Here is a 13,733-nt window from a genome sequence, read left to right on the forward strand (position 1 = left end):
GGCTCGATGCGCAGCATCGCAGCCCCTTCAAGCCAGCACTTGCAGCCCGTGCTTCTGGACGATGGCGAGCAGCTTGCAGGCCATGCCGCTGGGGCGCTTGGCCCCGGTCTCCCACTTCTCGACCGTCGACTCGCTGGTGTTGAGATAGCGTGCGAACACAGGCTGGCTGACGTTGTTCGCCTCGCGCAGATGCTGGATGGCTTCGGGGGTGAAGGCGGGCGGCACAGAAAGGCACGATGCGTCGAAATCGCGCATGGTCGCCTTGTCGATCGCGCCGACCTTGTGCAGCGCCCTGGCCGAGGCGTGAATCGCGGCGAAGGCGTCGCTCTTGTAGCTTTGCTTGCTCATGATGCGGTCTCCTGCTTCCCGGTCTCCGGGCAAATCTCTATCCAGTCCTTGTCGGCCAGCAGCGCTTCCACCTGCAAGGCGGTCAGCCCGGCATAGGCTTTGGCGAGCTGCCGGAAGCCCTTCAGCTCAGCCTCGTCGATGTTGGCCCGGTCCTTCTTGGCGAACAGATACTCGTACACCCAATAGTCCCGACCCTTGGCCAGCACGATCGATCGATAGTCGTTATCATGCAGCCGCTTCTTGAACACGCCGCCGCCCAGATCGTCGGCCTGGCCCGCCATGACCTGGGCAATGGCCTTGCACAGCGCCTTGTCCGTGATCCCGGCCTTGCGCGCCGACTTGGAGAAACCTGCGGACTTGAAGGCGCGAGCGGGAGCGATGCTGGTCATGTGATTATATAGCACTGAGTGCTACTGATAACAAGGTCGCCTTGACCCGCCCTCCGACGCGCGTCACACCTTATGTTCATAGTTGGGGCTTCGCGCACATCACCATCTCAGCCGCTGCTCATTCCTGCGCCCAAAACCGCGTCGGGGGGCAAAATCCGTGCGTCCCGGTTCACGCCAGGGCGAAGCTGCGGCAAGCCTCTATATCGCTTCAGAAAACCCCACCTTCGCGGCCAAACCCGTGTCGGGGCACCTATACTCGTGACCGCGATTGGAAACTCAGATGGCCCCTGCCGCATCGATTGCAAGGTGGCCGCCGCGGTTCTTCGACTCGCTTGGTTCCGGCGCGCTCGGCGCGGCCTCTACCAGTTCGAAGCCAAAGCTTTGTCGCTTCAGCAAGAGGATTTCGGCGGCAAGTTCGCACAGAAGGAGCGCGTGAACGCCGTCCGGATGGAAGAGGAGATGTCTCGGTCCGTATCCGGCAGGCGCTTCGAAAGCGATTTGTGTATCCGCTATTTCCTGGCCATCGACGCGGTGCCGGAAGATGCGGTCGAGCCCAAGGTCAACATGGTAGATGGCTCGCCCGTCCTGCGCAAACACGGCGCAATGGGCATGCGGTCCGTCCTGGCGATCTGCATCGGAGCCGGCATTGAAGCCATGCCCTTGAGGCCGAAATTGATCGCAGCTTGCCTTGACGGCACCCGTCACAGGATCGAGATCAATCAGAGCGAGGGTGCCATCTCCATAGTTGGCCACTGCCAATCGCGTCGCATCCGGGGAAAGGGACAAGTAGCAAGGCGCCGATCCGCCGCTCTCAACATCGCCCAGTGCGATCCACGTGTCGCTCTGGCGATGCCATGCCGATACGCGGCCCACATCGCGCTCATCGTCGAAATAGGCGATGCCTCGTTCCGCCGACCACACTCCGAACGAGGCATTGAGGATCCGCGCCTCGCCAGGGACAAGCGACAATGATCCACCAGCCCTCTCCAGACCTTGCAATCCGGCGCCGCCTTTCGCCGTAAAAGTGCCGATCCAGATCATGGCGTCACGCCGTCTTCTGCCGGATCGGTTCGATCCGCAGCATGGGGATATCGCAGCGGGCCGAGCGCGTCAGTACGAACACGATGGCTTCGGCGATCTCCTCTGCGAACAGCATCTCGCCTTTGGCGATGGCTTCGCGTTGCGCCTCGGCTGAGCAAGGCTGCATATCGCTTTCTACCGAGCCGGGCTGGATGACCGACACGCGAATGCCCCTTTCTCCGACTTCCTTGCGCAAAGTCAGTGCAAAGGCATCCACGCCCGCTTTGGTCGCGGCATAGACGCTTTCGCCCGGAGCCTTTATGTCCGGGCTGATCGAACTGAGCAGCACGATATGCCCGCCACCTTCCTGTAACATCCGCAGGATTGCGGCGCGGGCGCAGGCGAGCGAGCCCATCAAGTTGGTCTCGACGACGTAGCGCCAGTCGGCATCCTCCATTTCATGAAGCGGCCCTGCGCCAAGGGCCGCACAGGCGACGAGAACGTCGATGCCGCCGAGACGCTCGTCAACCGCCGCAAAGACTTTTTCCAGGTCTTCGGGATCGCTTGCGTCGGCAGCAAGGCCGCAATGCTCGCTCAGGCCTGCTGCGGTGAGCGTCTCGCGGAGAGCGGCGCGATCCCGCGCGAAGGTCATGACGCGCCCACCGAGCGCGGCCAGCGACAAGACAATCGCTCTGCCGATGCCGGTGGTCCCGCCGGTAACGAGTATGCGACGGCCGGCGATGGATTGGTGCGGTGTCTTATCCTGTTCCATGAGCAGCCAACACCAAGCGATTATGCCGGGTTCCAGTATATAAACCTGTGTCGGCATTCCGGCGGCGGAAGCAGGGCGTCCTCATTTTTCAGGGCATCCTGGGCGCGAGTTCGAAACGCGTCCTTTCGAAATCGGCGTCGGGGCTGGGCCGCGCATAGACCGACATACCGGGCTCCTGCCTCACGCGCAGATGGCCCGAAGCGAAGCCTTCTAGGATGAGGCCAATGTCGTTCTTTCCGGCTTGCCAACGATCGGCTGCTGAAGCCGGGGAAAAATCGAAAGCCTTGCCGCTCACCTCGCGCGCTTGATCGCAATAGGTGACGTGTACCAAGGTGATCGGCGCGCCCTGACGCCTGGCCTTCCGTTCGTCGTGAATGGCCTGCCAAGCCGCAATGGCTCGGCGGCTCTGGGTCGCGAACATCAGATCCTGCATGCGCGAGACCGATTCTCCCAGTGTCGTCGGCGGAGCGCCCTTCTGAGGAAGAAGATCGATTGCGAGGCATAGCAAGGGCCGTTCCCTGGGCTGGGACAAGACGAAGTCCAGCGGCAGGTTGGCGGAGATCCCCGCATCGGCAAGAGGTCGACCTTCGATAGCGACCGGCGGGAAGGCCGGCAGCAGCGCAGCGCTTGCCCTCAGATGATCTGGTCCAATCCTGTGCAGGTGCGTATCGAAGATCACGTCCTCTCCCGTCGTGACATCGACCGCAGCCGCCAGGAAGCGCATGGCGCCGTCGTTAAGACGGTCAAAATCGATCAGCCGGGTCAGTTCTTGCCGCATCGGTGATGTGTCGTAGAGGCTGTTGCGATCGCGGAGGCCGAGCAGGTCCCAAGGCCAGCCGAGGCTTCGGGGCGCGAACAGGCCGGGGCGTCCGGTGGTCAAAGTCATCAGGGCCGCGGCGCTTCGCCTTACATCTTCTGCCGAGCCGCCCCTACTGCGGCGAGTTGCATGGGAAGGCGCCCATAAGGCGCGTAGTTGCGGGAGCCGTTCGTCGGGCGCGTTTCCACAGACGATCGCACCGTTTATCGCACCTGCGGACGCACCCGCGATGCAATGAGGCAACCAGCCGGCTTCGTGCAAAACCTCGTAAGCGCCGGCCTGATAGGCGCCAAGAGCGTTGCCGCCGCTCAGGACCAGCGTGAGGTCTAAACCCATCTCCGCAAAGCCGGCATGGTGCGACCTGCCGGCATGCTCGGAAGGTTCCCGATGGGACGGTTCGGTCATTCCTCCACTCCTTCGACATTGACGGGAGCCGATCACCGGATCGCTCAGCCGCTCGCGGTTGTTTCGATTTTTGTGCGTAAGATCGCCGATTGGCCGAAAATGTGTTCGGAAACAGGTGTACCCTCGTCAGTGTCAGAGAAAATTCCCGGTTGCTGCCTGTTCGAACTCCTGGACGTCGTGAGCGCACAGGATGCGAACCTCCCCCGCGTGCTCGATCGAGAGCCGGCGAAGGCGTTCCTGATTGGCCAAGCGCAAGCTGCGATCGACTTCCATCATGGTTTGGTAGCCGCGCAGACCGCCGGGGCACCGGCGCCTCGCGTTGCGCATCTCACCGCGATAGAAGTATGCGTCTCCAGCATGGAGCAACCATCCATCCTCGCGCGCTACGGCAATGCCCGCGTGCCCCCAGGTGTGGCCCGGCAAGGGTACCATCAGGATTTCGGGAGGAAGCCCCTCCAGGTCGCGCACGGCGTCGAAGCCGAACCAAGGCTCCCCCTGAGCGCCGTAGCGCCTCCAGTTACGTACCCCGTCCAGTTGCGCCGGCCGATAGCGATTGCGGCTGACAAAACCTCTGCGCGGCCCGGTGGCGTCGGACCACTCCTCTTCCAGCAGATGAACAACAGCCGAGGGGAAATCTTCCAGGCCGCCGGCATGATCAAAGTCGAGATGCGTGAGCACGATGTGGCGGACATCCTCCGCGCGAAACCCTAACGCTTCGATCTGGCGCAGCGCGGTGTCTTCCTCGCGCAGCTGAATGCTCAGCATCGTGCGCATGACACGCGTGATCCTGGGGTTCGGATGCCGGTGGGGGTGCCGAACGTCACGCAGGCCGTAGCCCGTATCGATGAGGACAAGCCCGTCGCGATCCGTTTCGACCAGCAGGCAATGGCAGACCAGCTTGCCGGTCAGACCCTTGCTGCGACCGTCGAAAAGTCGTCCTCCGAGGGGGCAATCGGTGCCGCAGTTGAGATGATGAATGCGCATGTTCGCTCAGCTTCGTCCGGCCAGGGAGATCGGCCGATCCAGAATGTTTCCAGGAGGCGGCCAGGCTTCATCGACGGCAAGCCATCGGCGCGGGAATAAGCGGTCGATTAATCGCCACTGGCCCCCGAGTTGAGATTCCCTCCGGGCTTCAGCTTCTTGTCGCCGAGGCGTCCGCTGCCGTGGTACCCTATGGACGACTGGCCGCCATGACCCATCACGGTGTTGCCCATGTCCTCGCGCTCTGCGTCCGACTTGCCGGTGTGCGCGTTCGGGTAAGGCGCCCCTGCATCGCTGCCGTCGGTTGCGTTAAACTGGGCCTGTGTGTTGACGCCATCCGGCGCGCCGGGATTGCCGTCGTGGGGCATTGCCTGGGTCTGGTGGGTTGTTTCAGGTAAATCGGCCTTGTGCATGCCAGCGGCTCCCGAGGTCGATATGGCGTGGGCGGAAGGCGGCGATCGTTCCGCGCAGCTACGGTATCGGCTGTACTCCTCAGCAAAACGGGCACCGATACGATCCTTCTCGGCGGCGGGGAGGTTCGCTGCCAGAGCCGGAAGCCAGCTTTTCTCTTCCTGGTACATGTGCTGCTGGAGCGCGCTTTCGATGTGGCGCAGCTTTTCATGCCACTCCTCGCTCATCGGCTCGATCTTCTCGAGCTTAGCGAGTTGCACCTTTGTCATGGCGTGTTCTTCATAGGCGACAGCGGCATGGCTCTTGCTGTCGTACTCGGAAATGTCGGGGTAGATTGCCGCTTCCTCCGCCATCGAATGCGCAGTGAGAACGGCCGCGAGTTCACGCATGCCAGTGATCCGGGCATCGGACGTGTTTGCGTTGATGGCTTCCAGAACGAGGCTTTCGATCTGCTTGTGCTGATCGACGATGGGTGCGAGCCAGCGCTCTGCGGACGCAAGGGACTGCACATTGCGCCGGGCTTCATCCCTCGCTTCGTCCGAAGCGGCCGGCGCAAGCGTCGCTGCTATCTTGTCAAGAAAGGACATCCATATCTCCGACTTCATGCGCTTCGGTTTGTCTGACGCGAAGCGGGTTCCGGGACACACGCGCGTGCCATGCCTATTCTAAGCAAGCAGCAGCCACGGAGTTTCAGATGTTGATCAAGATCAACCGTTGCGAGACAATTCGTGCAATGCGAGTAGCCGGTGCCCTTCATCTTCCTGATCCCGAGGTCATTCCCGCGGAGTTGGAAAACGTGGTGCGGCTACACAAGCTTCCCCGCGCTCATGCTGCCGATGGCCGGAGGCAAGCTTGCCGGCGCGTAGATTAGCGCGATCGCGCGCCTATTTTAGCCCACTTGGTCGATCACACATGCAAAAGTGCCAGACGCAGGAACACGACATCCTCATAGCCATGCACACGGCAAGCAGGACAAGGTTCACGAGACCGCTTTGGTATCTTGCTCGGCAGAAACGGGCCAGGCTTCACCGTGAAGGGGTGCAATGGCTTCATATTCACCGCGCGATATCTCGAGGGTCAGCCGGTCGCAGCCGAAATCGATCGACCGGGCGGGCACGGGGCGAAGTTGCTCCTCCAGCCCTGCCGCGGAACTCGTGGCGACAACCACGTAGCTGATTTCGCTCGAGCGGCATTCAATCAGTGCCTCGACGGACTTGCCGAGCGGCGTACCGTCTTCCAGCAGCACGGGCATCCCGGCGAGCCCGGTCGCTGTGAACAGCGTAGGCTCGGGCGATCTGCGGCTTGCCTCCCGGGCGGATCGGCCACCGTCCTCATACTTGCGTTGCCGCCCCAGCCAGCGCCAGATACCCACCACGTTCACCAGCGTAAGAAAGCCGTTGGACGCGATCAAGTTGGTCTGGCCGGAGGTCAACCCGACGATTGTCCAGGCGACTGAGCCTAACGTGAAAATGACGAAGCCCCAGCCCGTTAGTCGGGCTCCGAGATTTGCGGCAGTCATCATCGCCGCCAGCATCGTGGCAGTCGGGGCGATCCATCCAGCGAGTTCGTTCAGGAGCTTTGCCTCTCATCGATGCTGTAGAGTTCGAAGACACGCGCGGAACGTCAGGTCTCGTCCGGACCGGGCAAAGTTTCGGTTTGTCTTTTCGCCGCGCGCGCTGCTTCCAACAGATTATTGCCGGTTTCCAGGGCAGCAGCGGCGGTCATAGTCACGGCAACGCCGTTAGGACCGTCGAGAATAACCAGTCCGCCTTCGGCGCTGGCGATCCCCGGCTGCGTCTCCGGTCGGCGTTCACTATTCTGGTTTGTCATGACTCGCACTTTCAAAGGGTTGAAGGTTATTTCACGGATCGATGTACAGATAGGACGGGTCGAACTGGCCCCGCGCTGCCAAGCCCGCCGGATCCAGGACTTCGACGATGGAGGATCTGAAAATGCACAGGCGTTCTTCACGAAGCTGGCGCATCACCCGATTGACGTGAACAGGGGTCAATCCGCAGATTTCGGAGATGTCGGCTTGCGTGAGTGCCAGTGGAAATTGTCGCCCGTCACTGAGGCCCACTGCCGCGAGACGCGCGTTGGTTTCGCACAGGAAATGCGCAACTCTGCCAACTGCGGCCAGCCGTCCGAGCCGAAACAACCACCCACGGTGGATGGCGGCATCCAGGAGCGTTGCATACCAAAGCTTTCGTCCGAGTTGCGGGCGCGCTGCAATGATATCGTCCAATTTCCGGTGGGGGACTAGACCCACGGTTGTCGTCGTCATGGTCGCTACGTCGTGGTCGAGAGTCTTCAATGGGTAGGCGTGAAGATCGACAAAATCTCCAGGGACGTGAATGGCCACCAGTTGGCGGAGGCCGTTTTTATCATCGATGTGGCGCGACATGATTCCTTCGACGAGCAGCGTGCTATGATCAAGGGTATCGCCGGCCTTAACCAGGATACGTCGCGGTTCAACTCTCCGCACTTCACTGATTGCTGCCTCAAGACATTCGCGTTCGCCCGGTGAAAGGCTAACATTGCGTTTATTGATGAGGAACCGGTCCGTAAGCATGCACACCTTTTGCGAGAAGTTTCAGATAAGAGGCAGTAACAACGTGCTTTCTGATAACCTCCTGCCTCAAAGAGCGTTGCAAACGACGCCAAGCTATTCGTATTGATAAAAGTTAATTCGTTGAATTGCCTGCAACTCGGCTCCTCTCCGCGAGTTGGCTGGAGATGGCAAATCGAATGGTGCGGCATTCCTGCAGCTTGCGGCAGCCATAAGTATTGCGTTGTGCTATTCCGAGAGGGCATTCCATGGCTAAGACACCCACGAAACCACGCTCCAGCAGTTCAGGACATTTGAACCCTGCCGATCTGGCGGGTGTCGATATTGGCGGTGAGACGCCTGCCAAGGCGTCTGTGATACCGGCAGATGCAGAAATCACGCCCTCGTTCGCAGAGAACCTTGGCAGCGGCGGCGATATTCACCAATCTACGGACGGCGATGTCGCGACGCTGACGACCCAGCAGGGCATCCCCGTCGCCGACGGCCAGAACAGTCTCAAGCAGGGCGCGCGCGGTCCGACGCTGCTAGAAGATTTTCATTTCCGCGAAAAAATCTTCCACTTCGACCATGAACGGATTCCGGAGCGTGTCGTCCATGCACGCGGCTACGGCGCGCATGGTTTCTTCGAACTGACCGACAGCCTATCCGACGTCAGCCGCGCGGACGTGTTCCAGCGGGTGGGCGAGCGCACACCCGCATTTGTTCGCTTCTCTACAGTGGCAGGCTCGAAGGGTTCTTTCGACCTCGCGCGCGATGTTCGCGGTTTCGCGGTCAAGCTTTACACCCAGGAGGGCAATTGGGACCTCGTCGGCAACAACATTCCGGTGTTCTTCATTCAGGACGCGATCAAGTTTCCCGACCTCATTCACGCGGCCAAGCCTGAGCCGGACCGCAACTTTCCTCAGGCTCAGACCGCGCACGACAACTTCTGGGATTTCGTCAGCCTGACACCCGAAAGCTTCCACATGATCATGTGGATCATGTCGGATCGCGCGATCCCGCGCTCGTACCGGACCATGGAGGGCTTCGGCGTCCACACCTTCCGACTGCTCGATGCGGAAGGCAAGTCAACGTTCGTGAAGTTCCATTGGAAGCCCAAACAGGGCCTGCAGTCGGTCGTTTGGAACGAGGCGGTCAAGATCAACGGCGCCGATCCGGACTTCCACCGCCGCGACCTTTGGGACGCGATTAATTCGGGCGACTTCCCCGAGTGGGAACTGGGCGTGCAGCTTTTCGACGATGAATTCGCCGACAGCTTCGAATTCGACGTACTCGATTCCACCAAGATCATTCCCGAAGAACTGGTCCCAATTCGCGTGGTTGGACGACTGGTCCTCGACCGTGTCGTCGACAACTTCTTTGCCGAGACAGAGCAGGTGGCCTTCTGTACGCAGAACGTCCCCCCCGGCATCGACTTCTCGAACGATCCGCTGCTGCAGGGCCGGAACTTCTCCTACCTCGACACCCAGATCAAGCGCCTGGGCGGCCCGAACTTCACGCATATTCCCATCAACGCGCCCAAGTGCCCCATGGCTCACTTCCAACAGGACGGCCATATGGCCATGCGCAATCCGAAGGGCCGTGCGAACTACGAACCCAACAGTTGGGGCGCGACTCAAGGCGGTCCGCGGGAGGATCACGCGCGGGGCTTCACCAGCTTCGCAGAAGAGCCGGACGGCCGCAAACAGCGTGTTCGATCGGACAGCTTTGCCGATCACTACAGCCAGGCCAGGCAGTTTTTTAACAGTCAGGCGCCTATCGAACAGAAGCATATCGGTGACGCGCTGGTGTTCGAGCTTTCGAAGGTGGAGCGGCCCGACATCCGCTCGCGCACAGTTTCCCATCTTCTCAACATCGACGCGGCCCTTGCCGCCACGGTGGCCGACGGCCTCGGGCTGACGCTGCCTGAACCGGCTGTGGCCGCGCGCAAGACGATCACCGATCTTGCACCATCGGACAAACTGAGCATAGTCAAGAACGGCCCGAGCAGCTTCAAGGGCCGCAAGCTCGGCATCTTACTGAGCGACGGCGCCGATGCAGCGATCTTCAAGGCGCTGGTAAAATCGCTTAACGATGAGGGTGCGGTCTACGAGGTCGTCGCGCCGAAGATCGCCGGTGTTACCTTGTCCGACGGTACCACGGTGGCGGCCAAGCAGAAGATCGACGGCGGACCGTCCGTTTTGTTCGATGCGGTCGCCATTCTGGTTTCGACAGAGGGCGCCGCGATGCTCTCGATCGATGCCGCGGCCAAGGATTTTGTCACCGATGCTTTCGCACACTGCAAATTCATCGGGTTTACGGCCGAAGCCGAAGCAATCTTCATCGCGGCCGGTGTCGCCGACATCCTCGACGAAGCCTGCCTGCCGCTGGCCCGGCCTAAGGATGCCGGAGATTTCGTGGCGGCATGCCGATTGCTGCGCCATTGGCCCCGGGAACTCGAAGTGGATCTGGATGCGCGGCCTGCAGCCTGATCGACCTAACTTCAGGGCACGAGACCCCTGGGGCGACGCGGCGTCGCCCCGGGGGCCAGCGCGGGTTTGCCTGACGGTTGGCATCAACTCCAATCGCTCGCATCCGGCCGCCAAACCTTCCGCTGGCGTGCTCGGAATTCCTACGCATCTGCTGGGACGGGCCCTGCGCGAACGAGACCATGCGCTTTTGGCTTTAGCCTCGTGAGCATCGAAGAGCCCGTTAGGCAGCTCGGCTGATGGCTCTCCCGCTTCGGACCGCCGAGCCGGTGCTGCACGGTCGATATCATCGTACCAGCATCGCTCCGCGCCTTGGTGACCGATACTGTCCAGCCGGCCATTTCGCCGATAGCCAATTTGTGCGATCCGCAGGCGGCGCCAGAGGTTTCCGCGATGTCAGAAGAGCGTTTTGGTCCGGTGATCGCCGAAGGTCTGGCATGCAACGTTCCGTGAGCGCTTTCAAGCGCCGGACATTCGCGCAAGTCCTCGGTTCCGCCTGCGGTCGTCCAGGCTGGCCTGACGATGTCACCTCACTGGCGGAGCCGGTTTCGCGGCGCTCAGGCTGGACCGGTGCGCCTGCCACCACCGCGTCAAGGCAATATGCGGCGTAGAATAGATGGCGGGCTGCGCGATGGTTGAAGGCCGCGCGTTCTTCAACAGGCTGGAAGAGGCCGTCTCTTGCCACAGTGGTTTTTCGCCGAACTTGAGCTCAAGGCATCCGCGGCACAACCTCGCGGGGAAACGCTGCCGCGAGATGGTCTATCAACGCGCGCACGGCGGGCGGCAATCCTCGGCGAGTGGTGAAGACCAGATGTACGATCCCCTGAAGTCCGCGCCATTGTGGAAGTACCTGGACGAGTTCGCCTGCGACAAGCGCCTCCCGGCAGACATGGTCAGGGAGAATCGCGATGCCGAGGCCGTCGATAGCAGCCCTTCGCACCGCAGCCATGTCAGCGCAGGCCATGCGAGGCTCGACGCGGATAACACATTGCTCGCCGTCCTCGCTCTCCAGATGCCATTCTAGATCGTTGGCATCGTCGTGGGTCGCTAGCGCGGGCAGCGTTGGGAGTTGCCTTACGTCCCTCACCTGGCGTGCCAATTCAGGACTGGCAACCAGGATTCGAGTGGATTTTCCGAGCGATCGCATAGTGAGGGCCGCATCACTGGTCAGCGCCGAACGGACCCGCAGGGCAAGATCGATCCGCTCCTCGATCAGATCCACTGCGCGGTCCGTCGCCACAAGCTGCAAGCGCACCTTGGGATAGCGGACGAGGAACGAGGACATCAGGCCAGATATCGGCTCGATCATGCCGGTGGGACAACTGAAGCGGATGCGCCCATGGGGCTCCGCCTGCGCTTGCAGGACCAGAGCCTCGGCTTGCTCAGCTTCAGCCAATATGGCGCGGCACCGCTCGTAGAATGCAAGGCCGGTATCGGTCACGCGAAAGCGCCGGCTTGAGCGTTCGATAAGGCGCAGGCCAAGGCGCTCCTCCAGCCCCGCTATTCGGCGGCTCAACTTTGATTTGGGCTCCCGCAAGGCCCGCCCCGCCGCAGCGAAGCCACCATGGGCCACCACCTCGGCGAAATAGGCATAGTCGTTAAGGTCGATCCGCGTCATCGTTCCTCCATTGGAACGCTAAGTGCCACAATCGCTGTCTACTCGCATCATCGTTCTGAAGTTATTTCGTACGGGACGCGGCACTGGGCCGAACCCAAAGGAGAAAGACGATGACGAACAGGTTCAACAACAAGGTGGTGGTTGTGACCGGCGGTACGAGCGGCATAGGGCTGGCGACGGCGAAGGCATTCGCGCAGGAGGGCGCATCGGTAATTATTACCGGACGGCGGCAGGAGACGCTCGATGCGGCTGTGAAGGCAATCGGCGGGCGCGTAACCGGTGTGCAGGGCGACATGGCCAACCTCGCCGACATCGACCGGCTCTATGATGCGGTCCAGCAGCAGCACAGACAGATCGACGTCGTATTCGCCAATGCGGGGGGCGGCGAGATGCTCCCTCTTGGTTCCATTACCGAGGAGCATTACCAGAGCACTTTTGACACAAATGTGAAGGGCGTGCTGTTCACAGTCCAGAAGGCACTACCGCTCCTGAAAGACGGGGCTTCGATCATCCTGACGAGTTCGACCACCAGCATCTCGGGTACGCCGGCCTTCAGCGTCTATTCCGCGACCAAGGCAGCCGTGCGCAACTTTGCGCGCAACTGGATCCTCGACCTCAAGGATCGCCGCATCCGCGTGAACGCAATAAGCCCCGGGGTCACCGATACCGCGGGCCTCGATCACCTCTTTGGCGGCGGTGAAGAGGCGGCAGGTACAAAGGATTATCTCGCCAGCCTGATCCCCGCAGGCCGGGTCGGACAGCCAGAGGAAATCGCCAAGGCCGTTCTGTTCCTCGCCTCGGAAGACGCCAGCTTCGTCAATGGTGTCGAGCTCTTTGTCGACGGAGGCCAGGTCCAGATCTGACCGTTGATCTCGAAGGCCGGAAGGCTTGCTGTCTCGGGCGGCAAATCCTCCGGCCTTTCGCCTTTCGAACAGAACGGTGAGAGAACCGATCGGCGTTCCCTTTGATCAGGCTGGAGGCGGCGCACTCGGCGGGGTCAGTCCAAGCACGCCAACTCCCGCGCGATCTCGCTGACGAATCCTCTCAGCCAGCGATGGGCCGGATCTTGTCGGTATCGCAGATGCCAGGCCATCTCGACGGGAAACGTGCCCAGATCCACGGGTGCGGGGAGTATCTTCAGCCGCTGATCCTGTTGCAACCGTCTGCAGATCATCGACGGAAGCGTCGCGCAGTAATCGGTTACCGCCACCATCTCGGCAACCGCGAAGAAGTTAGTCACCGAGATTGCGACCTCGCGCTTGAGTTGCTGCTGCGCGAGCGCCTGAAACAGCCCGGCACGCATGCGCCCGGGAGGAATGATATTGACGTGCTTGAGTGCCTCGAACTGCACGCGGGTCATCGCATCGCCGACGGTGGGATGATCCGCTCTCACGGCACACGCTAGGCTATCGTCCATCATGTGCTGGACAACGAGGTTTTCGGGCGGATCGACGATACGGCCGAGCACCAGCGCGGTGGTGCCTGATACGACGCCGGTCTCGACCAGATCGTTGCCATAGGGCGTCAGCCGAAGCTTGATCCCTGGCGCGACCTGCTGAAGCCGGGCGACGATGGCGGGGACGAGCACGAACTCTACATAGCCGTTGGGCGCTATCGTGAAGACCCGCTCGGCCTTGGCGGGATCGAAGCCCTGCTGTCCCAGCACCGCATCATCGAGCTTCGCCAGAGCATCGGCGATCGCGGGCGCGAGCTCTAATGCGACGGCAGTGGGCTGGATCCCGTACCGTTCGCGGATGAACAGTTGATCCTGCAGCATCAGGCGTAAACGCGAGAGCGCGTTCGACAGCGCCGGTTGCGTCATCCCCACACGCTCGGCCGCGCGTGTGACGCTGCGCTCTTCCATCAGGGCGACAAAGATCGGGAGCAGGTTAAGGTCGTATCGCATACAGACATGCTCTAGAGCGTATATCTGAA

General features: G+C 61.4%; 15 protein-coding genes. 3 read left to right on the forward strand and 12 right to left on the reverse strand.

Translation table 11 applies throughout. The features are described from left to right. Positions 1 to 27: 27 nt before the first annotated feature. The 10 genes from ACI3K3_RS09165 to ACI3K3_RS09210 all read right to left on the reverse strand — a co-directional run bounded on the left by ACI3K3_RS09165 (position 28) and on the right by ACI3K3_RS09210 (position 7,715). Positions 28 to 348, reverse strand: a complete 321-nt coding sequence (locus ACI3K3_RS09165; protein WP_404913281.1) for a helix-turn-helix domain-containing protein — start codon at positions 346 to 348, stop codon at positions 28 to 30. Then, a complete protein-coding gene (locus ACI3K3_RS09170) occupies positions 345 to 737 on the reverse strand; it encodes a type II toxin-antitoxin system RelE/ParE family toxin (protein WP_404913282.1) in 393 nt (130 codons plus the stop codon). Before ACI3K3_RS09170 ends, ACI3K3_RS09165 begins: the two co-directional genes overlap by 4 nt. Before the next feature lie 276 nt (positions 738 to 1,013). After that, entirely contained in the window at positions 1,014 to 1,778 is a 765-nt protein-coding gene (locus ACI3K3_RS09175; protein WP_404913283.1) for a lactonase family protein, read from the reverse strand. 4 nt (positions 1,779 to 1,782) lie between these two features. Continuing rightward, positions 1,783 to 2,529 carry an SDR family oxidoreductase gene (locus ACI3K3_RS09180; RefSeq protein WP_404913284.1) on the reverse strand — a complete coding sequence of 249 codons (747 nt, stop codon included), beginning with the start codon at positions 2,527 to 2,529 and terminating at the stop codon, positions 1,783 to 1,785. Between the two features lie 88 nt (positions 2,530 to 2,617). Then, the gene (locus tag ACI3K3_RS09185) at positions 2,618 to 3,751 is read right to left on the reverse strand and encodes a patatin-like phospholipase family protein (RefSeq protein ID WP_404913285.1); all 1,134 of its coding nucleotides are present in this window, start codon (positions 3,749 to 3,751) and stop codon (positions 2,618 to 2,620) included. 132 nt (positions 3,752 to 3,883) lie between these two features. Continuing rightward, positions 3,884 to 4,735 (reverse strand): MBL fold metallo-hydrolase, encoded by an 852-nt coding sequence (locus ACI3K3_RS09190; protein WP_404913286.1) that lies wholly within the window; start codon positions 4,733 to 4,735, stop codon positions 3,884 to 3,886. Between the two features lie 107 nt (positions 4,736 to 4,842). After that, a complete protein-coding gene (locus ACI3K3_RS09195) occupies positions 4,843 to 5,730 on the reverse strand; it encodes a hemerythrin domain-containing protein (RefSeq protein WP_404913287.1) in 888 nt (295 codons plus the stop codon). Between the two features lie 392 nt (positions 5,731 to 6,122). Further along, positions 6,123 to 6,677, reverse strand: coding sequence for a PRC-barrel domain-containing protein (locus ACI3K3_RS09200; protein ID WP_404913288.1), 555 nt, complete (start codon positions 6,675 to 6,677; stop codon positions 6,123 to 6,125). An 89-nt stretch (positions 6,678 to 6,766) separates the two neighbouring features. Further along, complete coding sequence (locus ACI3K3_RS09205) at positions 6,767 to 6,973, reverse strand: hypothetical protein (protein ID WP_404913289.1); 207 nt, start codon at positions 6,971 to 6,973, stop codon at positions 6,767 to 6,769. Positions 6,974 to 7,004: 31 nt separating this feature from the next. Continuing rightward, positions 7,005 to 7,715, reverse strand: coding sequence for a Crp/Fnr family transcriptional regulator (locus ACI3K3_RS09210; RefSeq protein ID WP_404913290.1), 711 nt, complete (start codon positions 7,713 to 7,715; stop codon positions 7,005 to 7,007). A 245-nt stretch (positions 7,716 to 7,960) separates the two neighbouring features. Between ACI3K3_RS09210 and ACI3K3_RS09215 the strand changes: the two genes are divergently transcribed. Together ACI3K3_RS09215 and ACI3K3_RS09220 are read left to right on the forward strand one after the other, a co-directional pair. After that, the gene (locus ACI3K3_RS09215) at positions 7,961 to 10,183 is read left to right on the forward strand and encodes a catalase (protein ID WP_404913291.1); all 2,223 of its coding nucleotides are present in this window, start codon (positions 7,961 to 7,963) and stop codon (positions 10,181 to 10,183) included. 312 nt (positions 10,184 to 10,495) lie between these two features. Then, positions 10,496 to 10,633: a hypothetical protein gene (locus ACI3K3_RS09220; protein WP_404913292.1), complete on the forward strand. Its 138-nt coding sequence runs from the start codon at positions 10,496 to 10,498 to the stop codon at positions 10,631 to 10,633. Between the two features lie 256 nt (positions 10,634 to 10,889). Here ACI3K3_RS09220 and ACI3K3_RS09225 read toward each other — a convergent pair whose 3' ends face one another. After that, positions 10,890 to 11,798, reverse strand: a complete 909-nt coding sequence (locus ACI3K3_RS09225; protein ID WP_404913293.1) for a LysR family transcriptional regulator — start codon at positions 11,796 to 11,798, stop codon at positions 10,890 to 10,892. Positions 11,799 to 11,908: 110 nt separating this feature from the next. Here ACI3K3_RS09225 and ACI3K3_RS09230 point away from each other — a divergent pair, with 110 nt between their 5' ends. Beyond that, complete coding sequence (locus ACI3K3_RS09230; protein ID WP_404913294.1) at positions 11,909 to 12,661, forward strand: SDR family NAD(P)-dependent oxidoreductase; 753 nt, start codon at positions 11,909 to 11,911, stop codon at positions 12,659 to 12,661. 134 nt (positions 12,662 to 12,795) lie between these two features. On the opposite strand, the gene ACI3K3_RS09235 is transcribed toward ACI3K3_RS09230, so the two are convergent. Beyond that, positions 12,796 to 13,704: a LysR family transcriptional regulator gene (locus tag ACI3K3_RS09235; protein ID WP_404913295.1), complete on the reverse strand. Its 909-nt coding sequence runs from the start codon at positions 13,702 to 13,704 to the stop codon at positions 12,796 to 12,798. Between the last annotated feature and the right edge of the window lie 29 nt (positions 13,705 to 13,733).

Origin of the sequence: Novosphingobium sp. ZW T3_23 (assembly GCF_044987305.1) — a bacterium.
Taxonomy (GTDB): Bacteria; Pseudomonadota; Alphaproteobacteria; order Sphingomonadales; family Sphingomonadaceae; genus Novosphingobium.